The following is a 24,864-nucleotide window of genomic DNA, read 5'->3' as shown; positions in this document are numbered from 1 at the left end:
CCTATGAGGCCGCGGCAGGGATCGAGGCGGAGTCAATAAATTGGGAATTGAAGAGATATTTTGTATAACGTTTTTATGATTCAATTTATTGACTATAGCGGAGAGCCCGGTCCATTTCTTGGGATTTGTCCAAGAAATGGAGCCGCCCGAAGATAGCGGACGCTAAAACGCAGGAATCGAATGATTTCTTTTCAAATTTTAATATGAATTTCAAATTAGCGCTCAAAGTGAAACTTGAGAACTATTCGTTTTCGGTAGAATACTTTTCTTGAATTTATCCAATCAAATCCATAAATGGAATCGGATCGTCCATAGGACGGAGATTTGAATTGGTTTCCAAGAAAACGATCAATACAAAAAAAATCATCGATAACGAATCGGGAAAAGATCCGTCTCTTCTCAATCCGAGGAAAGAACCTTCTCAAAAAAGATCCATCGATCGAGTCCAAAAAATTCTGGATATAGTCGCCGAGCTTTTGGAAAAACACGGAGCCGAGGCAATCACTACGAATATGATTGCGCTCGAAGCCGGTATTCCGATCGGATCTTTGTATCAATATTTTCCCAACAAACGTGCGGTTCTCAACGCGGTTGGGCAAAGACATTTGGAAAGAATCAATTTGATGCTTTTCGAAATTTTTCAATCGAATCTTTCCCGAAAATCTTGGGAAAATTTGATCGATTCCGTAATCGATTCTTTTGCGAATTTTTATCTCACGGAACCCGGCTTTGCGCCTCTTTGGTCTTCGATGAAACAAGATCCGGAACTGATCGAAATCGATCGTGAAAATAATTTAAAAATCTCGCAGAATGTTTCTATGATTCTTTCTCAATTTAACGTGGATCCGGCCGAAAATAGAATTATATCGAGGATTATCGTGGAAGTGACCGACGCAATTCTAAATCGCTGGATCCGAGAACAGAAAGATAAGGAATTTTCGGATAGAATGATCATCGAATTGAAGATCATTCTAAAATCTTATCTGACCCGATATTTCCCCGGAGGACAAAAACGCTTTGATTCGGATTCTTCTTTTTGAATTTCCCTTAACTACATTTTTCGTTTTTTTAATGGTCGCGACTTTTTTTATCGTGAACATTTTTCTTCCGGAACATCTGATTCGACAATATTTCCTAAATCATCCCGGACAAATTCAACCCGTGTCTTGGATCGGAGCCGTGTTCTATCACGGAAGTCTAATACACTTATTCGGGAATGTTTTTTATCTTTTTTTCCTCGGAAGAGCCGTAGAATACAAGGCCGGAAAAGGAAGATGGCTTTTGTTCTTTTTTATGGCCGCTTTGGTTTCTTCTTTGTTGGATTCTTTTATCCGCGGCGTGATTTTGCACGATTCGACTCCCGTGGTCGGAGCTTCGGGGGCGATCTCAGGAATCGCCGCGGTGGCCGCATTACTCTCTCCGTTTTCTCTTCGTTTTAATCGGAAGAACATTCCTTTTCCCGTTTTTCTCGTGGCTTGGATCATGGTTTATTCCGACATCACGAACGTTTTTACCGAAGACGGAGTAGCGCGTTGGGCGCACTTAGGCGGTTTCATTTCCGTAATCTTTGCCGCCTATTTTTTAAAACCGACGGAACGAAAACAACTTCATTCCGGTTTCATTCTCAATTTGATATTTATCATTTTAACTTTGATTCTGGCATTTTTCTATTCAAACCGATGACATATAAGATCGTTTTTATAACGAGATGTTAAAACCCACACTTAAGGATCTCGTTCTAAAAACGGAACCGGGCTCTTGTCTTATACGTTCGCTTTCCGTCTCTTCAATCCAAACCTTGTAAAATAGGGGACCGAGATAAAAATGATTGTCAGTAAGGAAAAAATATCAGCCCTTGTAGGAAACTCGGAGAACGAATTATACTTGAGCAAACACGGCTTTTTTCAAATCACTCAAAAACTTTTCTTGAGAAAAGGGGACGAACTTTTGATTCTCAGAGATCGAAAATCCGGTTTGGGAGATCTTCCCGGTGGAAGGATGAACGAAGACGAATTCTTCGAAGACTGGACCCTGAGTATGAAACGCGAAATCGAGGAAGAATTGGGTTCGCAAGTCCGGATCAAAATTTCTCCGAAACCCTTGTTCGTTCACAAACACAGGGTAAACGAGGGAAATTTTCCCTGCGTCATCATCGCCTATCACGCGGAATTTCTCGAAGGAGAAATCATTCTTTCCGACGAACACGATTATATCGCTTGGGAAAAAGTACAATCCTACAAACCTAGTCCCTTGTTCACCGAATATATGCTCGACGCGGTAAATCTGTATCTTAAGGAATACGCATCTCTCGCGCATTAGAAAAAAATAATATGAATCCATTTTGGAAAAATGCAATCGTTTCTTTTGTTTTAATACCGATTTTTTTAGGAATTGCGTATATCTTTTCCGGAAAACAGATTTCATCGGAACAATACAACAAGCTCCCGCAAAAGGAATATCAGATTCTTAGTGAAGGTTACGATCGAAACGCCGGAAACGTCGTCTTAGTTCAACCGGAATGGAGGTTGGAAAATTTTTCCTCGGAGGAAAGATTTCTGAAATCGGTCGAAATTCCTCTCAAACAAGCCAAACAAAAAGGACTTTTGAAAAAAAATACTCTCGTCGTTTTCCCTTCTCATACCGGAAGTTTTTTGTATTTTTTAAATTCCCGTCGGGAAGTTTTTGAAAAGCCTACATTGGAGGAAGCATTCAATTTTATTAAATTAGAAATTCTTTTTAAATCCGTGATCGGATCGAATTTGGGAAAAAAATCGGACCCTTACGCGGAGGCAAGCGCGACCTATTTGAGAATTTTTTCCAATCTTTCCAGAACCTACGGGGTTTATATTTTGTCCGGTTCGATTCTAATGCCGATCGATAAGTCAGATTCCGAAAGTTCCGATCCCGAAGTTTGGCGCGAAGTCGTTTATATCTTCGACCCGAATAGACAAATTTCCTTTAAAGACAATGTTCTAACTCGAATACCTACGACAATGTGGAAGAAAAATTTGGCGGCGTTAAAATCCTCGGAAATATCAAACACGCCTAACGTAACCGAAGATAAATCTTTAGCAATTTATCAATTCCCGTTTGCAAGATTCGGAATCTTTTATCTGGAAGACTTTAAAAATCCCGAGTTTCAAGAGAAGGTGAAAAAGACTTTCGTTTCTAGATTGATCGCTATGGATGAAAATTCCTCCGAAACCCAATTGATCGAATGGGCGACTAAATCCAATATCGAATCCACGATTCGAATGATTCCCTCTGGTTCTTTTTTGGATAAACACTATGACGGAGGAAGTTATATCAAAACAAGATACGGCTTTCCGACCCCGCGTGTGAACACTAAAGAACCTTTGATCTTGAACTTGTTTTTATAGTTATTTACTACGAACTTCTTCGTAGAGTTTCCAGATGCTCCAATCCTCAGGTTGAAAATCCAATTTGCTGAGGAACAACTGCCCCGGTTCCGTTTCACAAACGATTCGATCATCACCCGTCAAAAGAACGCGCTCGCAAAGAATCGGAAGATTCTGACTTTTTTTCGCGGGCCCCCAAAGATGAACCTTCCCGGAATAACCGGATAGGAATTCGTTCTTTTTCGATAATTTCCAAGGATTGATTTCCTTTCTACTCACCGTAAAAAGTTTTGTAACCGCCGGTTTACCCTTAGAAGAAAAATTAATTCTTCTGAGATGTAGTTTTCCGATTTCACCGCCTACGTAATAAGCGTTTTCTCCGTTTCCATAATATAAGATCGGACTCAAAATATCCTTATCAATTTTTTCCGCCGTTTTTTGAGAAGGATGAAACCAATACAAATTATATGCGCCCGCGTTTCCCGAAAAAATCAAAAAAGAATTTCCGGACGGATACATGAGAAAACGGGTTTTTAAATTAGGAAAAGGTGATACGATTTTTTCTTTGTTTAAAACCAGAACCGGTTTTCTAGGCTCGACGGTTTTTTCCTCGTAAAGGTTATCGTCCACAAAGTAATAAATTTTCGAACCGTTCGGCAAAATCGATCCTCGACTTTTACAGGAAACCTGAGCGCCCGCTTCGTAAGAAAGACTGGAATCCTTTAAGGAAATTGCAACGTATCTGCAACCGCCCGAAGCCTGCATTGTGTATTCTACCAAAGCGTAATTCGCGTTTTGAGAAAGAGAAAGGTTGGAAGGAAGTTGATCCAAACTTCTGGAATTATTGTCTCCCGTTGCAAGATCTTGAAAAAAAATTTTCTGATCCTCGGTCCAAACGAGTTTTAAACGGTCGTTGGAAAATTCTATGATTCGGGTCGAATCGGGAGCGTCCGTAGAAAGAAGTTCGTCCCTGTCTTTCGGAGATTGAAGTTTTTCCTTCAGTTTTTCGGAAGCCTTTTCGTACTTCTCTTGTTCGACGAGTTCCTGAATCTCTTCGATAAAAGTTTCGTGACTACTTTTACAGAGATTGAAAAAGAAAATCGCAAACAAAATCAGGATCGTATTGCTTTTAACAAAAAGATCCAACGCGATTTTACAGAGTGTTTCAGAACCTAGTTTTGTTTTATTAAAAATACCAAGCTGCAAGGTGCTGCACCAAATGGACGGGTTCTTATGTTTCGAAATAAATTCAAATTTCATAATATAGTTATATTTTATCTCAAAAACCCCGTATCTTGCGTTATCGGACCGTTAAGCGACATTGTAATCATTTTTAAGATAGTAAAAAATTTCTTCCAGGGCTATTCTTAAAATCGACCCGTAAATTCCAATTCCTTTTGAAAAAGTTCGCAGGCCCTGTGTCCCGTTGTTTTCGTATCTAAAAACGAAATTCCTCCGTTTAAAAAAGCGCCGATGTACGGAAGCCACGCATATTTCGCGGATGAATTCCCGCCGTTCTTGCGAAATAATTTCCATCCAAGATGAAATCCGATCGAACGCAAAATTTCCAGCGAAGCCGGTCTAACGAGTATCCTACTGCCGGTGTCCCTAATGATGGATCGAATCAAGGCGTGATTTTTATCCGGAAAGATACAATAACTCATGATTTCAGGAGATACCTGAGATTCTTTTCCGTAAAGCGCGGCGATATCTTTTACGAGGCGGCCTTGGATCCTATAGAATAGAATCATTTCGGGCAACAAAGTCAGATAACCGATATGTCTTTTCGGAATGGAAAGTCCGGCGCTGATCGCTCCGGCTCGGATTGCAGCCTTTTGAATACATTCTTGAATGAAATCGTCGGGATCGCCCACGGTTTTACCGAACGGACTCCGATATCCACGGAGATCGGTCAGTAAGGATAAGAATTTTTCAGAAAAAGCTTCTGCGACGGAAATATGGTTTTCCATAGAGTGCGTTGATTTACAAAGGAAAGGTCGAGTTCATTCAATGATAGATAGACTTGAAAAAATACAAGAAAAATACCTTCGAATCAGCGAAGAGTTGAATCTGGCCAAAGATCCCTCTTCGCTGAAAAATCTTTACAAAGAAAGATCCAGACTGACTCCTCTTTATCTCAAAGTGGAAGAGTATCTCAAAATCTATAAAGATAGAAAGGACGCGGAAGAATTGATTCAGTCCGAAAAGGACGAAGAAATGCATTCCATGCTCAAGGAAGAAATTCGTCAGGCGGGTGAAAGACTCGACGAGCTGGAAAAGGAACTCGAAATTTTACTCTTAACTCCCGATCCGAATTCGGGAAAAAATATTCTCGTGGAAATCCGAGCGGGAACCGGCGGAGAAGAAGCGGGATTGTTCGTGGCGGATCTTTTCAGAATGTATTCCAAATTTGCGGACAAACAAAAAATCAAAACGGAAATCATAGATTCCTCTCCGACCGGAATCGGTGGTTTGAAAGAAATTATTTTTGCGTTGGAAGACGATCGCGCTTACGACCTTTTCAAGTTCGAAGGCGGAACTCATCGAGTTCAAAGAATCCCAAGCACCGAGTCCGGAGGAAGAATTCATACGAGCGCGGTCACCGTTGCGATTCTTCCCGAAGCCGACGAGGAAGAGGTAGAGATCAACGAGAACGACCTTCGAATCGACGTATATCGTTCTTCCGGAGCCGGGGGTCAGCACGTAAACACGACCGACTCCGCGGTTCGAATCACTCACATTCCAACCGGTGTCGTCGTGGCTTGTCAGGATGAAAAATCTCAACACAAAAACAAAGCAAAGGCCTTACGAATTTTGAGCGCGAGAATTCTCGAAAAACAAGCCGAAGATAAAAAACAAGCATCGGACGCGATCAAGAAACAAATGATCGGAAGTGGAGATCGTTCCGAACGAGTCAGGACTTACAACTTTCCTCAGGGCAGATGTACGGATCATAGAATCGGTTTTACGAGCCACAATCTTTCCGCGATCATGGAAGGCGATCTGGACGAACTGATCGGAGCCTTGACCGAAGAGGACAGAACGCGTAAAATTTCAGAAACTCAGGCGCATTAAGGAATTTAGATCGAATCCGGGTTGAAAAATCCGTGATCGATTTCCGACTGGAATCAATAGAGATGTTAAAAGAAATCAACGAACCCCACCGAACGCTTTGTGGGGAAAGAATTCCGTTCGAGAACATTCACGCGGTTTCCGTAAGCCTTCCGCAATTAGCGGACGTGATCGGCTACGAAGAAAAAAGAACCGAAACCCTTTCCAGACTGAAATCGGGTTATCCGAGATTTGTGGCCCATTCCTACATCGCGAGAATTTTAGACTATAATCGCGAAGTCAAAAAAATCAGCACGCCTCAGTTCATCGTTTCTTCCAAAAAAGCTGCGAACACGATCGTAGAAAAATTCTCCATTCAAAAATACGAAATCATAGAGGACGAAGGGATCATAACGTTAGTCATCCCCAATCTGAAAGATTTGGAAAAAGAAATTCTTTCCTTCATTCAACACACGGGATGCCTTGCATCTTCGAGAATGGCCGAGGACTTCCTTTTAAAAAAAGGAATCTTACAGGAAATTTTCAGGGAGAAGGTCGAAAAAGAAAATCCGAATCGGAAAATTATTTCTACGTTATCTTCCTTTTACGGGAATCTAAATCCGGAAATTCTTCTTTGTGTTTCGGGAATGAACGGAGTTTATTCCGCCTTTGAATCCTTGGATGGGATTCAGAGAAAAAAAGGAAAAACAATTTGGATTCGTCTCGGTTGGCTTTACGTGGACAATATTAGAATTTTAGAAAAATATACTAAAGATTCTTACGTGATCCATAACGCGACGGATCTTGAAGATCTGGAACAATTTCTTAAACGAAATTCGGGACAAGTCGCCGGAATCATCACGGAATGCCCGACCAACCCTCTCCTTTTAGTTCCGGATTATGAAAGACTAAAATCCATCGTGGATCTATACCAAATCCCGTTGATCGCTGATATTTCCGTCGCTGGTTCGGCGGTGATCAACATTCTTCCTTACGTGGACGTAGTCGTGGAAAGTCTGACCAAGTTCGCTTGTGGAAACGGTGATCTCATGATGGGGGCGATCGTTTTAAACAAGAGTTCGCGTTGGTTTTCCGAAATTCTTCCTCTGTGCAAAGAATGGATCGAAGAACCATATTTAAGGGATTGCGAAAGACTCGCCTACGAAATCCAAGGATTCGAGGAAAGGGTTCTCAAGATCAGTGAGAACGTAAAAAAACTAGCTGCATTTTTTTCGCAGCAACCCGGAATTAGAAACGTATTCTGGACGGGCTCCGCGGATTCCTCTAAAAATTTCGAAAAGATCGCAAGAATTCCCGGGATTCAATCCGGAGTTCTATCGATCGAACTTTCAATTCCATTAGAAAAGTTTTATGATCGACTTGCCTTACTCAAAGGACCGAGTTTCGGAACCGAGTTCACTCTCAACATGCTCTACGTATATTTGGCCCACTACGAATTGGTGACCGAAGAAGAAGGTAGAAAATTCTTAAAGGAAAACGGGTTGGATCCGAACTTGATCCGAATCTCCGTCGGTATCGAAGACACGGATCTTTTGATCCAAGAATACAAAAAGGCTCTGGAAGTTTAAACTCTACGCCGATCGTAAACCGAAAAATTCTTCAGATCAGGTCGACCGAAAGAGGGATATGAATTTTAAACTGAGTTCCTTTTATGGAATCGGAAGAAAAATCGATTTTACCGCCCAGTTGTCTTACGAGTATATTCACAAGTTTTAATCCTAGGGTGTTGGAATCTTCCAAGTCAAAACCGAAAGGCATACCTACTCCGTTGTCCTCGATCCGCATTTCCAAATTTTCATCCGATTTGGAAAATGAAACCCGTAACTCAGGTTTTTTCTTAGCCGATTTCCCTTCCGGAAAAGCGTATTTTAGGGAATTTGAAACCAGTTCGTTGATGATCAGTCCGATCGGAATCGCACGGTTGACGGTGATATCCAAGGATTCCAATAGGGTTATCAACTCGACGGATTCCGATTTTCCGTAAACTTGAAAGAGTTGGTTTAAAAGTTTTTCGATATATACGGAATATTGAATCTTCCCCAAATTCTCCGATTGATAGAGTTCCTCGTGAATCATGGACATCGTTCTGAGTCGATTTTGACTTTCTATAAAAACGGAAAGGCTTTGTTTGTCTTGAACGTAATCGGACTGCATGGACAATAACGAAGAAATCACTTGAAGATTATTTTTCACTCTATGGTGAATTTCCTTCAACATAACCTCCTTTTCATCCAGAGAAAGCTGTAATTTTCTTTCGGCGGACTTAATGTCCGTAAAATCAAGAAGGGTTACGATCACACTCGAAAGGGATGATTCGAACCCCGGAGGAACGGACCAACGAATTTTGATGTCGAGCCTTGTGTTATCCTGAATCCTAAACCCGACTTCAACTTCGTAAAAATAAGATTTTTCACGAATCTTTCTTAAAACGATTCTGAAAACCTTGAAGTTATCCTGACTGAAAAAACGTTTCCAATTTTTGTAAACCGCATCCGCGGACTCGACTCTCAACAAGTTTACGGTTTCTTGATTGACCCCGATCACTTGAATCGAATCGAAACAAAGTCGAACGAAATCGGGATGCGCTTCCACGTAATCCGTGAACGCGTCTCCTTGAAGATCCGTAGGTAAGGTATCCAAAACCCGTTTGAGTTCGGAGTAATCCGCTTCGATGATCGCAACGGGAAGATGTTCGAACAATCCCATATATCGAGTCTGACTTTTTTCAAGAGCGGCTCTCGCTTCGTTTTTCTCCTGAATTTCTTCACGAAGGATTTCATTGGAATGAAGAAGTTCGTGAGTTCTTTTTTCAACCTTCCCTTCTAAACTTTGATGGGAAATTCTGAGTTGATTCTCCGCTTCCTTTCTTTCGTTTACCATACTCACAACGAGCAAACTCGTGATCGACAACGCTGCGATAAAAAATTGCAGGAGGATGTTGGAAGTGTTTATGGATTCGGCGTGAAACTGCGGAGATCCGGAGATTGTTCCCAAAATTGCGATATTGGAAGAAAGTACAACCGCCAAACTGCTGGCTCTTTCTCCCAATCGAAACGCGGACCAAAGAATCAATGGAATTAAAATATAACCTAAGGGATAACCGAAAGAGATAATCGGTGTGACCAAATCAAAAGAAGTAAGAGAAAAGAATACGATCAAAAAAAGAAGCACCGTGGATTCTAAAAATTCTTTCCATCGTGGCATCGTATAATCCCCTCGAAACCAGAAAAGAATAAACGGCGCTCCGATATAAACTCCGAGTGCGTCTCCGATCCACCAAGTCATCCAGCTATGACGAATTGAGGAAAGTTCCATCTTTCCTAAAAAGTACATAGAAGCTACGGAACCGGTCGAACCGATCATACATACAATCGCTTCGAGAAAAATAAAAAGAAATACGAACTGAGTACGATCCGAAATTTTGTATCCGGGAATCTTACGGGAAATCACTACCTTCCCCATGTAACTTTGAAACGCGGAAAAAAAACCGATCAAAAAACTAAGATATAAATTTTTTCCGGTGTCGATCCACACACCTGACAATAAATCCGTTCCGGAGTTGGAAAGAAAAGAAGCGAAAAAAACTCCTAAGATCGCATAATTCCCGAAAAGTAAAGTGAAACCGAGAGCCGCTCCCGAAGCAGGCCAAATCGAGGATGTGTAACCCGGATAGATCGCGGTATTTTTTCCGATTTGCGCGAGGACGTAATAGACGGACCCGGAAATGAAAATGATTCCCGAGATCCTTATTATTTCTTTGAAACGAAGAGACAAAATGATTAATCCAAATTAAATTCGTTTTAAAATGAGAATCGAAGAGTTCCTATTCTCTGACCAGCCTTTTATGATTTTTGACGAAGGATTCCATCCTTTCGGAAAAATTATCTTCCGTAATCCCGTTAAAACGATCGAGGTTTATCATTTCGATACGTTGTTAGTTTCACTCAACGAAATAAACGATTACCTAAAACAAGGATATTACGTGGCGGGTTTTATTTCTTACGAAGTAGGTTATTTTTTTTCCGATATGAATTGGAAAGAAACCGAAACGGTTTCACCGCTTTTATATTTTGGGGTTTTTCAAAACCCTGAAAAACTTTCGGAAATTCAAACGGAACCTTCGCAAAATTACGGCTTTTATATTTCTTCCACGCCGAATCGTAAAACCTACTTTCAAAATTTGGATACCGTTCGAACCAAACTTTATCAGGGAGAAATTTATCAAATCAATTATACGGATAAAATCTCCTTCGATTTCGAAGGAGATATATTATCGTTTTATAAAATACTTTCGGAAAGACAACCCGTCTCCTACGGCTGTTGGATCCGACTTCCGGGCTTGGACGTACTTTCTTTTTCACCGGAACTTTTTTTCGAAAAAAAGGGAACAACTCTAATCACTAAACCGATGAAAGGAACATACAAAAGAGGAAAGTCCGAAAAAGAAGACGAAAAAAACGCTCGAATTCTTATGAATTCTGAAAAGGAAAAAGCGGAAAATCTGATGATTACGGATCTAATGCGAAACGACCTCGGAAAAATCAGCAAAGAAGGAAGCGTTGAAGTTCAAGCCTTGTTTTCCGTGGAAAAATACAAAACGATTTTTCAAATGACGAGTACGATCCGATCGGAACTTTCCGACTCGATCGAATGGAAGGATATTTTCAAAGAACTTTTTCCCGGCGGGTCCATCACAGGCGCGCCGAAACTCAGAGCGATGCAGTTGATCCGACAATTGGAAAAACCGAGAGGAATTTACACGGGCGCGATCGGAGTCATTCAACCGAATCAAAACGCGGTTTTTTCGATCGGAATCCGAACTCTGGAATTAAAAAAAGGAAAAGGGAATATAGGAATCGGTTCTGGAATCACCTGGGATTCCGATCCCGAACAAGAATGGCTCGAAATTTTTGAAAAGGCGAAATTTTTCTCGGAAGCGCCGCAGAGGTTTTCCCTTTTTGAAACCATACTTTATAAAAACAGAATATTCTACTTTCTGAAAGGGCATTTGGAAAGAATCAAAAAATCCGCCGAGGTTTTCCGGTTTCCATTTTCGGAAAAAGAATGGAATTCCACCCTAAAACAAATCGCCTTAAACTGTTCCGATCCTATCCCCTATCGTATCAAAATCAGCTTGAATTCTTTCGGGAAATTCAGTTTTGAATCGCACGAACTTTCGAAATTTCAGAAAGAAGGAATTCTACGGATCGGCAAAATTGAAATCGATTCCTCTTCCGAGTTTAGAAAACACAAAACGGACCTGAGGGAAACATACGATCGGGAAGGAAAACTCGCCAGGGACGCGGGTTACCTCGACGTTTTATTCTTAAATGAAAAAAAAGAAATCACCGAAGGAAGTATCTGCAACATATTCGTAAAAATCGGAAATTCTTATTTTACACCTCCGATTTCTTTGGGAGTTCTTCCGGGTATTTTTCGAGGCCGTCTTTTAAAACGAAAAGGGTTTTATGAGAAAATTCTTTCCTTGGATGATTTGCGACGATCGGAATCTATATTTCTCTGCAACTCTCTCCGAGGAATCTTGAAAGTGAAAGAAGTCCGTGATTTCGCAAAAAATAACGCCGGAATCTAGTTGCGAAAATCAAATGGGATCCTAAACTTTTAAGCATGAGAACTTTCCTCGGGATTTCCATTCCGGAAGAAGTGAAAGAACAACTAACTTCGATTTGTTTCGGCCTCCCCGACGTACGATGGGTCCCGAAAGAAAATTTTCACGTTACTTTAGTTTTCTTAGGCGAACAATCCGCCGACCGGATCGATGTTTTATCCGATTTCTGTTCGCGGATTTCTTTTCCGGAATTCGATTTGAGCCTAAAGTCGGTGGGGACTTTCGGGAAACAAAAATCTCCTTCGATTCTTTTTGCGGCTCTCAATCCTTCCCCCGAACTTTTACAACTTCGGAAAACTTTAGATTCGGGTACTCGCCGGCTCGGTCTTTCTCCGGATCGACAAGATTATCATCCTCATCTTACGATCGGTCGTTTTAAAAATTCGAACGGGACAAGAGTATCGACGTATTTGGAAGAGTTTTCCGATTTTACTTCTTCGAACTTTAGAGTTTCCGAATTTCATATCTATTCTTCCAAAACCTTTTCCGACGGGCCGTTCTATTCCATCGAAGAATCTTTTTCACTTTTACCGTCTTACAAGAATCATGAGAGAGTCCAATCGTAAAGATACGTAAAGTTGTAGAATGGGAAACACACATTGAAAGATTTTTCCGATTTTTTCCGAAACCCGCACGTTTGGGATCGTGAAATCGTCGCCGTCGGCGGCGATCTTTCTCCCGAGCGACTTTTATACGCTTATAAAAACGGAATCTTTCCTTGGTCGGATCAACCGATTCTTTGGTACTGCTTGGATCCGAGAGGAATTTTCGATCTCAATAAACTTCACGTTTCAAAACGATTGAAAAGAAAAATCAATCAAAAACGTTATACGATCACCTTCAACCGGGCCTTCGAACAAGTTATGCGCTGTTGCGCCTATCGTCCGGGAGAAGAAACCTGGATCACGGATCTTTTTATCAAAGGTTACGCCGAATTTCATAAACTCGGTTACGCCCATTCCCTAGAAGTTTGGGATGAAGATGGAAAATTGGGCGGCGGGGTTTACGGAGTCGCAATCGGAAACTTTTTTGCGGGCGAGTCTATGTTCTCCTTCGTTCCCGATTTCGGAAAAATCGGACTCTTTTATTTATTTGAAGCTCTTAAAAAGGATCGGTTCACTCTGTTCGATACGCAACAACTCAACATCGTTACTCTGGGTCTCGGGGCTTATCAAATTCCAAAAAAAGAATATCTCAAACGATTGGAATCGGCCCTCGCTTCCGACAAAAAATGGAACCCTTCTCGTTCCGTTCTTTAAAAAAACGTATTTACATTTTTGCTTAGGGTGTTGGACTTCTCCAATCAATCACTCTATTCAATAGGAAATTTACCAATGACCCTTTTTAAGAAAATTCTTGTTCAACTTTTGATCGCCGCTATGGCTTTGACCGGATTCTCAGGACTCGTCGCAGAAGAACCTGCTACGGAAGCTCCGAGTGAACAGACTGAAAGTCCGAAAGAAACTAAGTCCGAGAAAAAAGGAAAAAAAGCTAAGAAATCCAAGAAAGCTAAAAAGTCCAAGAAATCGAAAAAATCCAAAAAAGAAAAAGCGGAAAGTAAAAAAGAAGAAGCGGCTCCTTCTTCCGAGTCTTCTGCTCCTGCCGGCGAAGAGCAATAATATCTTCCTCCGTCTATCTTTTTAAAGATAGACGGATTCTCTTTTTGCGCCGCACTCTCCCGAACCGTTCTCTAAAATTTGATTGACTCTCTCCATTTTTCTCTTAGCTTAATTCAGCCTTTAATCTACCGAAATCATTTCGGTAAAAACCCACACAAGAGGAATTGAAAATGTATAAAAACCTCGCGGATATGTTCATACAATCCACCGAGAAATATGGAGATCGCCCCGTATTTTGGAGTAAGGGAGAAGATAAGGAATTTCACCCTACTTCTTATAAACAATTATATGACATGGGAATCGCACTTGCGGAAGCCCTCATTCACCTAGGATTAAAAGCAAGGGAACACATCGGAGTATTGGCGGATAACAGACTTGAGTGGATGATTGCTGATTATGCGGTTCAGCTTTCCGGCGCGGCTAACGTGCCTAGAGGAGTAGACGTCACCGAATCCGAATTGGAATACATCCTTCATCACTCGGAAGCAAAAATCGTTTTTATCGAAAACGATAAGATGTTGGAAAAATACAATAAGGTTAAATCAAAACTTCCTAAAGTGGAAACGATCGTTATTATGGATAAGGCATCCGCTGCAAAAGGAAAACACATTCATAAAATTTACGATCTGATCGAGGAAGGAAAAGCCCTTAGAGCGAAAGGAAGTAAAAAGGCGGAAAAAAGAATCGAAGAGATCAAACCCGACGATCTTTTTACCCTCATCTATACTTCGGGAACGACCGGAATGCCGAAAGGCGTAATGCTCATGCACTCCAACATGATCCATCAAATGGTTCATGTGGTGCCCATGCTTTTGACGGACATAAAATCTACGGACAGTATGCTTTCTATATTACCGATTTGGCATATATTCGAAAGAGTGAACGAATACGGAGCCATTTCGCGCGGCATTCAAACGTATTATACCAAAGTATCCGATCTCAAAAACGATTTAACCAAAGCTAAACCTTCCTTTATGGGTTCGGCGCCTCGCGTTTGGGAAAGCGTTTACACCGGAATTTACAACAAAGTAAACGATCCTAAACAAACTCCCCCGATCCGCAGAGGTTTGTTCAAACTCGCATATTTCTTCTCCAAACATTACAACGCCTCCAAAAGATTTTTGAACGGATTGGAAGTGGACTACGAGAATAGAAATATACTTAAGTCTTTTGCGATCGGAACCAAATCTCTGATTGTTCTTTTGTTAACGGGACCTTTTACGATAAGCGCTATGGCGATTCTGGCTTATTTGACTCTTCCCGCTTACGGAATTCGTCTTCCCGGCTGGCTTTTCTTTACGATCGCCGGTTTAGGACTTATCTTCAACGCTAAAACTTTGGATGCGATCGTTCTTTCTAAAATTCGCGCGGCTACGGGCGGAAGACTGAAAGGATCCTTATCAGGCGGAGGGGCGTTACAATCACACGTGGATAATTTCTTCAACGATATCGGAATGCTCGTTTTGGAAGGTTACGGAATGACCGAAACCAGCCCCGTGATTTCGGTGAGACCTTTTCTAAAACCGATCATCGGTTCCGTGGGCTTTTTGGTTCCTAAATCCGAACTGGTTATCAAAGACGAAAACGGCAACGTATTGACTCATATCGACGATAAGTTCGAGGTTCTCGCGGGTAAATTGGGACAAAAAGGAATCATTTTTGTAAAAGGTCCGCAAGTGATGAAAGGTTATTACAAAAACCCCGAAGTCACTAAAAAAACCATCGTGGACGGTTGGATGAATACCGGAGATATCGGATTTATCAACTTCAAAAAAACTCTCACGTTAACCGGAAGAGCGAAGGACACCATCGTACTGTTAGGTGGAGAAAACGTGGAACCGATTCCGATCGAGAACAAGATGGACGAATCTCCTTTTATCAAACAATCTATGGTAATAGGTCAGGATCAAAAGGTTCTCGGAGCGATTATCGTTCCCGATTGGGATCAGTTAACCGCCTGGTGTAAGGAAAACGGAATCGATTCTTCCAAAGTCGATGAATTGATCAAAGATCCTAAGGTGATCGACTTCTACAAAAAGGAAGTTCGTAATTATAACAGCACAAAAACGGGTTTCAAATCTTTCGAACAGGTTCAACATATCATTCTCGCCAAAAAACCTTTCGAGGTGGGCGATGAGTTGACCAACCTTCTCAAGATGAAACGACATGTGATCACCGAAAAATACAATAAAGAAATTAAAAAACTCTACGATAAAAACTGAATTTAAAATTCGTTTTTGTCGTAAAAGGAAAAGCCCGGGTCTTATACTTCGGGCTTTTTGATTTCTTCGTCTTACGAATAGAACCGATTGAAACAAATTTCCAAAACGACCGGTAATCAAATTCAAATCGAAATGAGATAATTCAAACGATACGTTTGAGGGGGAACTACTTCGATTCTTTTTGTAGAGAGAGAAAGTTGAGTTTTACAACAATCTTAAAATCGAAGCACAAACAAACGCCTTCATTTTTTTTAGAAGGAATCGAGAAGAAAAACTCCCGGAACGATTTCTTCCCCTTCCCGCAAAACGGAAGGATCATGAAACGTGAAAATTTTCGTTCCTTTATCGCTTAAGATCCGGACGTATTCCATAAAATCGCGATTTCGTTTTAAAGAAAACGCGGCTTCTTTGGGAAGACCGATTCCATTTTTACATTCTTCGATAAAGTAACACTCGTCACCCGTGAATAAAAACTGTTTCCCTGAAGAAACAATCCACTCCAAAGCTTGGGAACCCGGAGTGTGACCGCCCGTAAATAAGATTTGCAAACCGGGTAAAAGGGAATAAGGTCCGTCGAAAGAATGAAGTCGATTCGTTTGATTCAAAGCGCTCAAGTAAGAAGATTGATTTGGAAAATAAGACTGTTTTTTTAAAAGATCCAAATCGTGATTTTGAACGTGTAAGGTCGCGGAAGGAAAAAGAAAAATTCCTCCCGCATGATCGAAATGAAAGTGAGTGAGTACGACGTCCGTGATTTCTTTCGGATCGATTCCGCATTTTTTCAAAAGATGATCGGGTCTTTCAAAGCTTAAAAAATCGAATTTTTTTTTGTAAAGTTCGTTTAAGAAACCCGTATCCAGGAGAATGTTTCTTCCGGAAATTCGAATCAGATAGAAGAGATAGACGATCTCACGACTTCCCTTATTTTCTTCGACGTTTAAAAAACGATCCGGGTATAAACTTCTTCCGTAGGTGAACGCGTAAAGCCCGAAGTTTGACTTACAATTTTTTGCAACATCCGCCACTGGAGAATTTACATTTTGATTTTTGAAAACGGCATCATTGCCGCTTTGTTGATTCGAAGTGCAGTTCAAGAGAAAACCGAGAACCACAAACAATACGAACCAAGTGGTTTTCATTTCAAAGCTTCTACGGGTCGACTTTTGATCATAGAAAATCCTTTTTGAAGAGGAGTTCTAAATTGCATTAAAATTCCTTTATGAAGATGTCCCGGTAACAAAATCCAATCCTGTAAGTTCTCCAGAGATTGAACGTTATAATGCAAAGGATAATCCACCGGAATTTTTTCTCCGTCCGGAGATCCGTATTCCTCCTTGGTTCCGTTCTGCATCGTTCTCAAAACGATTCCTTTTTCATCCGTAGGCAGACTCAGTAAGTTGTCTCGAAAACCGGGAGTGTAGGAAAAATAATCCTCGATGTTGGAAAGGTATACGACTCGGATCGGAACGTTCAACCTTGCGGCTCTTTCTCCGACGGACCTCATGCTTTTTTCGGCGTTGATATCCCCTTTTAAAATCTGAATTCTTCCTTGAAGAACCATATTACGAACGTAATCGTATTCTTCCTTGGAATGAATGAAAGTCTTAAGACCGAATCTCTGAGAAGTTCGATCCAGTTCGTTCCATCTTTGAGGAATATCCGATTTACCTCGATGCGCAACCTCCCAGGCCTCTCGAATCAAGGACCATTCCGGATCGTTTGCCCATTCCTTTTTTAGAAGTTCAAAGGAGGATTGTTTATTTTTTCGGGACCAAAGTTCTCGGTACGATTCCGGATCGGGAGCAAGTTTAAAGAATAAAAGATGAATCCGATTGATCAAACAAATCGTATAATCGAAATCCATCAACCATGCGTATTTACTCTTTGCCCAAGCGATGAAAGTAAAGTTCTGATCGGTTCCGGCCCCGAGATAACCGCCTTCCAAATTTTCGATATAAGGTCTGAAAAGATCGATCCGGAGTTCGTTCGATGCGGGATAATGTCTGCCTCCCAAATCCTTGGAATCGAATTCGTCGGTTTTCAAAGGAGCTAAAAATAGTTTTTCATTTTCCTCAAGAGGAGAAACGATCCACGGATTTTTCGGAGGAGGGGTTTTACAAGACGAACCGAGTACAATAAATACCGCTAAAATAAACGGCATCGTTTTAAAGTGAAACATAAACCTGATTACTTCGAGTTGAGTTTATACCAGTTCAACCATTCGTTCCGAGAGTAAAAGTTCTTTCCTGTAATTGATGAGAGCGAAGCAATTAAAAGTTTAGAACTTACGGCCGAGTTTTTCTCTAAAATTCCGATCAGAACGGGAACGCTGTTTTGATCTTTTCTCTTTCCCAACTCGGAGATCGCAACCTGTTGTAAGGAAACGTTTTTATTTTGCGCAAAATTCTCCAAAATCTTACGTGATTTTTCACCCGGAATCGACGCGATCGCGGAAACGACAACGGAAGCCGAATCCGGATTGTTTTCCGCAATCTCCGCCAGAGTGGAAAGCGCGTCGGGAGAACGCAAAAGCCCGAGTGATTCAACGGCCAAGAAAGACAGTTTCGGATCGGCGGATTTTGAAGCCGCAATCAGATCATCCAATGCTTCGGTCGCTTGTAAAATTCCCAAAGACCAAACCGCTCCGTACCGGCCCTCGCCTTCGGATTCTCTAAGAACATTCAATAAAACCGGAATACTCTTTTTATCTCCGAGATAACCGAGGGATTTACCGATAATTTCTCTATCGGGTAATTTAGAATTTACGAATCTCTTTTCGATTACCGCACGCGCCCGATTAAAACGAATTCTCCCTAAGACCATGGCAGCAGGCGCAATCGCATTCGGATCGTTTGCCTCAAGAATTTTCAAAACCTTGGGTCCGGTTTCCGGAGAAGGAATTTCCGAAAGAACGTTTACGGCGCGATAACGAATTTCTCGATTTTTATGTTTCAAGATAGGGATCGTGGATGAAATCGCAGCCGGACTTTTAATTTCAATTAGGGCGATCGCGGAATTTTCGCTCCCTTTGTCGAAATCTCCCGCAAGTCCTTGGACTAAAATCGGAATCGCGTTTTTACCGGAAATTCTTCCGAGCGCCAAATAAGTGGCGGCTAACGTAGGAGACGGTTCCGTCGTTTTTGCAAGCCTTATCAAATACGATTCGGCGGAACGAACTTTAAGTTTTCCTAAAGCCATCGCATACGTTTTTGCGAGTTCCGGATCTTGATTTTTGTCGGCTAAACTCAAAATCTCTTTACCGTAAAAATTAGCCCCGATACGAACCAAGGTATCAACCGCGATCAACCTTAAAGTAGAATCCCGAGATTGCAAAAAAGGAAGAACCGCTTTAGCCGAAGAAGAATCTTCCATTCTCGCGAGAGCTTCCAATACGATATCGGGAGTAACTCCGGACCCGTTCGACAATAGGTTTATGATTTCCGGAATGGAAACCCGGTCCTTCCAAGTTCCGAGTACAATCGCGGCCGTTCCCCTCGCCGCAGGATTCGTATCCGTTTTAAGTAAATTCCGAATCTTATCCAAAGAAGGTTTATCATCTCTATTAGAAAGTTCTAAAATTGCCTGAGCTCTAATTCGAGGATCTGAGGAATTCAATTCTTCCCGGATTTGTTCCAATGGAATTTCCGTTTTCTCCTCCGGGACCGGTAACATATCCGGTTTTGAAGGCCCTTCGCAACTCCATAAAATCAACGTACAAAATAAGAATAATCGCATAAACTTCCCTATACTTCTCGTAAACGATTTTATAAAAATGGAAAATATCAAGAATCCGGAATCTGTTTTCGAACTTGTTTTAAATCCGAAAGCTCTTTTTTCCAAAGGATGAGATCCTGATTGGCCGTATCCATCTGTTCCAAATCCAGCTTCTCTTGTTGAATGGTATATTCAATTAATTGAATTCTAGATTCCAGCTCTTCTATCTTATAATCGACGTAAACGAGTTGTTCTTTCGGATCCACACTCGATTCGGAAGGAGCTTTGGGTTCGCTTCCGGGCTCCTCGTATTTTCCCAAAGAACGCGCGATTGCGTCCTTGGTTTCCAAATCTGTGACCGTATCCAATCTTTCTCTCGCTTCTTTTTTCTCCGCTTCCGTCGGGACGGGTCTGAACTCCGAAGGAATGTATAAGTTTTTCGGATGCCTCGCTATGAAGTCCGCCCATTCCTTCCGAATCTGTTCTTTTTCTTCGGGAGTTTTTTTAGGACGAAACGCTTCGGGCCAAAGTTTTTTCGCCTGACCTTCCAAATCCGGATCTTCGTTAAAAGGATGAGGTGCGTCCGGAAAATAAGGATCCATTTCGGAATAATATTTCGTTTTTAAAACAAAATCTTTTCCCTCTTTCTCCGCGGTTGAAAGAGGCCTTTTTTTCGAATCTTCGAGCCAAAAAATCAGGAAGAATATTAAAAATATCGCAAGTGTAAAGGTTGCCAAAAAAAGTTTCTTTTTGAATTCCACAAAATCGATCTCCAAAACAAAAGAACGACGCCTCCAACAAAGGCGACGTTTCTATTTTATTTCCTTTTTTCTTTAGGTTGAAAAAGAATTTCTTAGACAAAAACTCCGATTATCCAAGAGATGAATCGTCCGAAAAAAGTTTCAGTCAGGAATTTTTTTAAGTCGATCGGATTTCTATTTAAGCTGTCGTAGTACCAAGCGGTGTATTCGCTGACTTGATGTATGTTCAAACAGTACCGATCGTTAATGGCTTTAATCAACTCGTTCGCTAAAATCGCATGCCCGAGCATATTAGGGTGAACCCCGTCCAGACTAAAAATTCCCGGCTGACCCGGTAAAGGCCAGTTGGCACGCGCATAACCCGGACTCCAACCGGAATGACTTTTAATGAGACGTCCGTTCTCTTTTAAGTCGTCAAAAACGACTTTCAGATCCGCAACGGCAAATCCCATCGCCGCACCTTGAGCCTTAACTTCGTTGTTCAACATAGTTGAGAATTTAGTAATATTTGCAACTTCATGCGCATCTAATACCTGGCCCGGATGGGATACGGAATTACGATAGAATGCTTTCAGCCCCGTGTGATTCTTTTTTCCTTGAGGATCTTTGTAGTGCTCTAAGTATGAAATCGCGGTTAAGTCCGGAGTCGTAAATAGGACTCCGCCTTTTATGCTTCCGATCGCGGCCAAACGTTTCATCACCTTACGAATATCATGCTTAAAACGAGCCTCGTTCAAACAATCAGTAGAAGTCAAAAGTGCGCTGCAAAGAACATAGTTCCCCGCCGCAGTTCCGAAAAGAAAAGTAGGTTTGACTTTTTCCATAATCTCAAGTTGTGTACCGGAATTTCGAAGACCGAATCGATGGAACTTATCGGGAGTTTTACAATCGTTAACCCGCACCCAGCGATACGTATACCAATACCATGCCGCCCAATACCATTCTTTACCCCATTTAGTTGCCGTAATGTCGTCGCATTTCCCTGAGGTTTTTAAAACGGAACTATATTGAGCTCCCGAAATTCCCACATTTGTAGGAAGGTCCACAGTGGAAACGTTTCCTCCAATGAGAGACTTCACTATACAAAAAATACCGCAGTTTCCTTTCAATATATCTTCGAAGTTGAGATAAGGTCCATAAAGAACGTTATACGAAACCGAAGATCCGGCTTGTTTGCTGACCAAAACGGGATATGCCCAATCCTGAGTTTTTTTCTCCACTGTAGCGCCGAAGAAACCTTGGCTCAAAGAATCACCGATCACTCCGGGTTTTGCAAAAAGCTCGCGCTGAGATTGAGCGGCTAAGGCGCCGACTTCAAATACGAACCACAACGTAAAAACCACAATCCACTTCACTTTTTTCACCATCACTATTCTCCATTTTATCAAGAGCTTGGAAAACGATTCATTCAAGAAAGAACTCGATCTCGTTATCCTAGAACCCTCGTTATTATAATGAAGCTGAGCGCTAAAAAGGAGTTCGTCAATAGGATTTGCAAAATACGTCCGTAACGAGAATTTTTTTTACAGCCTAACGTAAAATTTGATACAAGAGTAATAGATGAAGATTTATATCACATGATTGATATGGAATATTTGAAAATATGAATTCAGTATAAATACGAAAACCCATACTCAAGTAATATGATTTACTAAAGAATAGAGTTATTGAAAAATTCGATAGTCACGATTAACAAAACTGCCTCAATCGTACATTTCAATGAAACAGAGGTAAATGGGGAATTAATTTTTCAACAACTCTAATATATAATGTTTCTATTATATAGCGCACAAATCTGTGTTGGAAATTCCGTGCCTAAAAGACGGATTCAAGCTTACAATCGATTCCTAAACTATTCTTTCAACCTTTACGACGACTTCGAAATGTTTCGTTCGTGGAAAAAAATCGACTAACGTTACGTTCAAAAGTTTATAATTCCCATTCAAAATCAGAGATAAATCTCTCGCAAGAGTGGTATGATTACAGCTCGAATATAAAAATCCGTTCGGATTTTTTTCAGTTAGGGTTTGCAAAATCTTTTTGGACAAACCCGCCCTCGGCGGATTCATAATCCAAAAAGAAGAACGCAACGCATCCTTTGAATCGATCCAATCCGTTTCTAAATTCAAAGTTTTGAAATCGCAGGAAAAAATTCCGTTTTGTCGGACATTCTCCCGGGCTTGTTTGACGGAATCCGAAGAAAGCTCGTAACCGATCCAATTCTTGGCCTTGGATCCAAGAGCGATCGCGATCAATCCAGATCCACAATATAATTCTAATATTCCATTTTGATTTTCCGGAACCAGTTCGAAAATTTTTTCGAGCCAAGGAACAAGGAGATATCGATTTACTTGCGAGAACCCGCCTGCAGGGATTTCCCAAACGATTTCCTTAGATTGCGGAATTTTAATTTTCTCTCGAAACGTTACCGATTCCTTTTTATAGGGAACGACCTTTGTTCCTTCCAATCGAAAGGAAAGAGTTTTCGATTTGGAAACGGGCGCGGATCCCGCTTTTTCTTTTTTTAGAAATTCAACGAAAGCCGAGTTCATTTCTTCCGGAAGATTTTTGCATCCGTCTTCGGGAAAATTTACGATCGAATGCGAGAACTCTTCATAAAAACCCGCGAGTCTTTTGTTCCCTGCAAATCCCAATTGAATCTGTGCCGTGTTTCTGTATCCGTTCGGCTCGCCGCTGAGAATTTCGATTTCAGGAATTTGAATATGATTTTTGGATAAAGAACGTTCCAGCGTTTCTTGAAGAAGAAATTTTTTGATCTCCAATTCCTTTTGATAAGAAACGTGACGATAAGAACAACCTCCGCAACGGGGAAACGCACTACAATCGGACGAAATCCGTTCCGGTGAAACTTCTTCAATTTCGGAGACAACTCCCCAAAACAAAGAACCGGATTGTTTACGGGGAATCACATGAACCGATTCGCCGGGGATCGCATTCTTCAAAAAGAAAGTGTCTTCTTCGGAATTTGCGATCGAATAACCTAAATTCACCCAAGAACGAGGCTCGAGTAAAATTTTATCCGAAAGATTTTTATGAATTTGTTTTTGAGAATGATTTTTATGTCCCTCGGTTCTCATCACTTTCGACAGCCTCTTCCAGGAAATACCAAGATACACGAGCGCAAAGAACAATTCACCTTGACATAGGGGGGTTTTCTCGCGGTAAAGTAATTTCGTCAGGAGAAGTGGCTGAGTGGTCTAAAGCAGCGGTCTTGAAAACCGTCGTGGTAATCCCACCGTGGGTTCGAATCCTACCTTCTCCGCTCATGGAGACGTGCCTGAGTGGCCGAAAGGAGCAGTTTGCTAAACTGTCGTACGGGTAACTGTACCCAGGGTTCGAATCCCTGCGTCTCCGAATTTTGTTTTCATTTTACTTGAGCAATCGGAATCATCCCCTCTATGTCCTCTGAGCGTTTCAAAACTCGTGAATTTATTCAGGAAACATTGAGAATTTTAAAAAGCGACGAGCTTCCTGGTTTAATCGCAGCCGTTTCTTACGTTCCTTTTTTCGGATGGGCGTTCCTTTGGATTTTTCGCAAGACTCAAAAATTCGCCTCTTTTCACATTCTTCAGGCGTTAAAACTCAATGTAGGATTTATCGTTATTGCTTCCGTGATTTGGTTTCTAAGAGAATTTCCCGTTATTAGCTGGATCTTATCTTTGATTCGAGTTAATCCGATCGTTACGGACTTTATCAGCTATGTTTCTTGGATCGTATTTTTAGGTTACAGCGCGTTGGGAGCTTGGAACGCGTATCAAGAAAAAGAATTTACTCTGCCTTATTTCCCGGAGATGGAAAATGAACTTCAAAAAATATTTAAAAAAATACGAACCGGTTCTCCGTAACTTTCCCGAAATCGCCAATCGATTTTTCAGATCGGAAAGATTTCTAGTCTACTTTGTCTCTCTACCTTTTTTCGGAACCTGGTTGATCGGCTTTACTTTTTATTGGGAGAATCGGACGGTTCGAAAATATTCCGGAATTTCCTTCGTGAACTTTCTTTATTTTCTCGGATTTCTTTCGGTGAGTGTTTTGATTTCTTGGGTTCCGATTGCGGGCCCTTGGCTCGGTCATATCGTCCATCTTACCGGGATTTTGATTTATCTTGGAATTTCCGGATTACTGCTATACAATTACACAAGCACAAAAAAGATTGCACTTAAGATTCCTGAGAAACATCTTTCTCTTTTGGAATCTTATATCCATTAACCCACGCGCCCATAGCTCAGCTGGATAGAGCGTCTGACTACGGATCAGAAGGTCGGAGGTTCGACTCCTTCTGGGCGCGCCAATTTCCTTCAAAATTTTAAACTCTCATAAAACGATCGGGGACAAACCCGTAGTCCAGTTGTTGAAGAATTCATTTTCAATTGATTTCTTTTCATTACTCATAGCTATATAATAAATTACCTAATATTTTGCATTGAAACAATGTTTTGCGATAAAAATTAGCGGTACTCATTTTAT

Annotated in this window: 22 protein-coding genes and 3 tRNA genes; 16 read left to right on the top strand and 9 right to left on the bottom strand. The window is 41.2% G+C overall.

The annotated features are described in order from the left end of the window. The first annotated feature begins 329 nt into the window (after positions 1 to 329). The 4 genes from LEP1GSC194_RS01390 (at position 330) to LEP1GSC194_RS01375 (ending at position 3,380) form a co-directional block, all read left to right on the top strand. On the top strand, positions 330 to 1,040 hold the full coding sequence (locus LEP1GSC194_RS01390) for a TetR/AcrR family transcriptional regulator (protein WP_017808269.1): 711 nt from the start codon (positions 330 to 332) through the stop codon (positions 1,038 to 1,040). Then, positions 1,018 to 1,683 carry a rhomboid family intramembrane serine protease gene (locus tag LEP1GSC194_RS01385; RefSeq protein WP_020771979.1) on the top strand — a complete coding sequence of 222 codons (666 nt, stop codon included), beginning with the start codon at positions 1,018 to 1,020 and terminating at the stop codon, positions 1,681 to 1,683. The genes LEP1GSC194_RS01390 and LEP1GSC194_RS01385 overlap by 23 nt, the downstream gene beginning before the upstream one ends. A 201-nt stretch (positions 1,684 to 1,884) precedes the next feature. Next, on the top strand, positions 1,885 to 2,319 hold the full coding sequence (locus LEP1GSC194_RS01380) for an NUDIX domain-containing protein (protein ID WP_036040613.1): 435 nt from the start codon (positions 1,885 to 1,887) through the stop codon (positions 2,317 to 2,319). Between the two features lie 11 nt (positions 2,320 to 2,330). After that, positions 2,331 to 3,380 (top strand): hypothetical protein, encoded by a 1,050-nt coding sequence (locus LEP1GSC194_RS01375; RefSeq protein ID WP_020771810.1) that lies wholly within the window; start codon positions 2,331 to 2,333, stop codon positions 3,378 to 3,380. Here the strand turns inward: LEP1GSC194_RS01375 and LEP1GSC194_RS01370 are convergent, their stop codons facing one another. Together LEP1GSC194_RS01370 and LEP1GSC194_RS01365 are read right to left on the bottom strand one after the other, a co-directional pair. Further along, positions 3,381 to 4,619 (bottom strand): hypothetical protein, encoded by a 1,239-nt coding sequence (locus LEP1GSC194_RS01370; RefSeq protein ID WP_036040543.1) that lies wholly within the window; start codon positions 4,617 to 4,619, stop codon positions 3,381 to 3,383. 107 nt (positions 4,620 to 4,726) lie between these two features. Next, positions 4,727 to 5,329 carry a hypothetical protein gene (locus LEP1GSC194_RS01365; RefSeq protein WP_020771906.1) on the bottom strand — a complete coding sequence of 201 codons (603 nt, stop codon included), beginning with the start codon at positions 5,327 to 5,329 and terminating at the stop codon, positions 4,727 to 4,729. 40 nt (positions 5,330 to 5,369) lie between these two features. On the opposite strand from LEP1GSC194_RS01365, the gene prfA reads away from it, so the two are divergent. Both prfA and LEP1GSC194_RS01355 read left to right on the top strand, forming a co-directional pair. Further along, positions 5,370 to 6,434: a peptide chain release factor 1 gene (gene prfA / locus LEP1GSC194_RS01360; RefSeq protein ID WP_020771807.1), complete on the top strand. Its 1,065-nt coding sequence runs from the start codon at positions 5,370 to 5,372 to the stop codon at positions 6,432 to 6,434. Positions 6,435 to 6,496: 62 nt separating this feature from the next. Then, entirely contained in the window at positions 6,497 to 7,999 is a 1,503-nt protein-coding gene (locus tag LEP1GSC194_RS01355; RefSeq protein WP_020771750.1) for a PLP-dependent transferase, read from the top strand. 31 nt (positions 8,000 to 8,030) lie between these two features. Here the strand turns inward: LEP1GSC194_RS01355 and LEP1GSC194_RS01350 are convergent, their stop codons facing one another. Beyond that, a complete protein-coding gene (locus LEP1GSC194_RS01350; RefSeq protein ID WP_020771989.1) occupies positions 8,031 to 10,205 on the bottom strand; it encodes an MASE1 domain-containing protein in 2,175 nt (724 codons plus the stop codon). A gap of 31 nt (positions 10,206 to 10,236) precedes the next feature. On the opposite strand from LEP1GSC194_RS01350, the gene pabB reads away from it, so the two are divergent. The 5 genes from pabB to LEP1GSC194_RS01325 all read left to right on the top strand — a co-directional run bounded on the left by pabB (position 10,237) and on the right by LEP1GSC194_RS01325 (position 15,901). Then, positions 10,237 to 12,024 carry an aminodeoxychorismate synthase component I gene (gene pabB, locus LEP1GSC194_RS01345; RefSeq protein ID WP_020771821.1) on the top strand — a complete coding sequence of 596 codons (1,788 nt, stop codon included), beginning with the start codon at positions 10,237 to 10,239 and terminating at the stop codon, positions 12,022 to 12,024. A 35-nt stretch (positions 12,025 to 12,059) separates the two neighbouring features. Beyond that, positions 12,060 to 12,626, top strand: a complete 567-nt coding sequence (thpR, locus tag LEP1GSC194_RS01340; RefSeq protein WP_020771734.1) for an RNA 2',3'-cyclic phosphodiesterase — start codon at positions 12,060 to 12,062, stop codon at positions 12,624 to 12,626. 33 nt (positions 12,627 to 12,659) lie between these two features. Beyond that, positions 12,660 to 13,319: a leucyl/phenylalanyl-tRNA--protein transferase gene (gene aat, locus LEP1GSC194_RS01335; RefSeq protein ID WP_017809397.1), complete on the top strand. Its 660-nt coding sequence runs from the start codon at positions 12,660 to 12,662 to the stop codon at positions 13,317 to 13,319. A gap of 75 nt (positions 13,320 to 13,394) precedes the next feature. Continuing rightward, positions 13,395 to 13,679 (top strand): hypothetical protein, encoded by a 285-nt coding sequence (locus LEP1GSC194_RS01330; RefSeq protein WP_020771895.1) that lies wholly within the window; start codon positions 13,395 to 13,397, stop codon positions 13,677 to 13,679. A gap of 170 nt (positions 13,680 to 13,849) precedes the next feature. Beyond that, positions 13,850 to 15,901: an AMP-dependent synthetase/ligase gene (locus LEP1GSC194_RS01325; protein WP_020771865.1), complete on the top strand. Its 2,052-nt coding sequence runs from the start codon at positions 13,850 to 13,852 to the stop codon at positions 15,899 to 15,901. 251 nt (positions 15,902 to 16,152) lie between these two features. On the opposite strand, the gene LEP1GSC194_RS01320 is transcribed toward LEP1GSC194_RS01325, so the two are convergent. From LEP1GSC194_RS01320 to LEP1GSC194_RS01295, 6 genes are all read right to left on the bottom strand, one after another. Beyond that, positions 16,153 to 17,040, bottom strand: a complete 888-nt coding sequence (locus LEP1GSC194_RS01320; RefSeq protein WP_020771939.1) for an N-acyl homoserine lactonase family protein — start codon at positions 17,038 to 17,040, stop codon at positions 16,153 to 16,155. After that, a complete protein-coding gene (locus LEP1GSC194_RS01315) occupies positions 17,037 to 18,080 on the bottom strand; it encodes an LIC_10091 family lipoprotein (RefSeq protein ID WP_020771879.1) in 1,044 nt (347 codons plus the stop codon). Before LEP1GSC194_RS01315 ends, LEP1GSC194_RS01320 begins: the two co-directional genes overlap by 4 nt. An 8-nt stretch (positions 18,081 to 18,088) precedes the next feature. Then, positions 18,089 to 19,573, bottom strand: coding sequence for a HEAT repeat domain-containing protein (locus tag LEP1GSC194_RS01310; RefSeq protein WP_020771813.1), 1,485 nt, complete (start codon positions 19,571 to 19,573; stop codon positions 18,089 to 18,091). 110 nt (positions 19,574 to 19,683) lie between these two features. Next, a complete protein-coding gene (locus LEP1GSC194_RS01305; RefSeq protein WP_036040609.1) occupies positions 19,684 to 20,376 on the bottom strand; it encodes a hypothetical protein in 693 nt (230 codons plus the stop codon). A 92-nt stretch (positions 20,377 to 20,468) separates the two neighbouring features. Continuing rightward, positions 20,469 to 21,743, bottom strand: a complete 1,275-nt coding sequence (locus tag LEP1GSC194_RS01300; RefSeq protein ID WP_020771949.1) for a hypothetical protein — start codon at positions 21,741 to 21,743, stop codon at positions 20,469 to 20,471. Between the two features lie 480 nt (positions 21,744 to 22,223). Beyond that, positions 22,224 to 23,474, bottom strand: a complete 1,251-nt coding sequence (locus LEP1GSC194_RS01295) for a class I SAM-dependent RNA methyltransferase (RefSeq protein ID WP_020771853.1) — start codon at positions 23,472 to 23,474, stop codon at positions 22,224 to 22,226. A gap of 101 nt (positions 23,475 to 23,575) precedes the next feature. Between LEP1GSC194_RS01295 and LEP1GSC194_RS01290 the strand changes: the two genes are divergently transcribed. From LEP1GSC194_RS01290 to LEP1GSC194_RS01270, 5 genes are all read left to right on the top strand, one after another. Further along, positions 23,576 to 23,659, top strand: a tRNA-Ser gene (locus LEP1GSC194_RS01290). A 5-nt stretch (positions 23,660 to 23,664) separates the two neighbouring features. Further along, positions 23,665 to 23,751: transfer RNA gene (locus LEP1GSC194_RS01285), tRNA-Ser, on the top strand. A gap of 44 nt (positions 23,752 to 23,795) precedes the next feature. Then, positions 23,796 to 24,242, top strand: a complete 447-nt coding sequence (locus tag LEP1GSC194_RS01280; protein ID WP_020771800.1) for a hypothetical protein — start codon at positions 23,796 to 23,798, stop codon at positions 24,240 to 24,242. Beyond that, positions 24,196 to 24,606 carry a hypothetical protein gene (locus LEP1GSC194_RS01275; protein ID WP_020771981.1) on the top strand — a complete coding sequence of 137 codons (411 nt, stop codon included), beginning with the start codon at positions 24,196 to 24,198 and terminating at the stop codon, positions 24,604 to 24,606. Before LEP1GSC194_RS01280 ends, LEP1GSC194_RS01275 begins: the two co-directional genes overlap by 47 nt. Positions 24,607 to 24,611: 5 nt before the next feature. Then, a tRNA-Arg gene (locus LEP1GSC194_RS01270) sits at positions 24,612 to 24,688 on the top strand. The last annotated feature ends 176 nt before the right edge of the window (positions 24,689 to 24,864 follow it).

It is taken from the genome of Leptospira alstonii serovar Sichuan str. 79601 (genome assembly GCF_000347175.1).
Lineage (GTDB): Bacteria > Spirochaetota > Leptospiria > Leptospirales > Leptospiraceae > Leptospira > Leptospira alstonii.
This window is presented reverse-complemented; position numbering and strand designations above follow the sequence as displayed.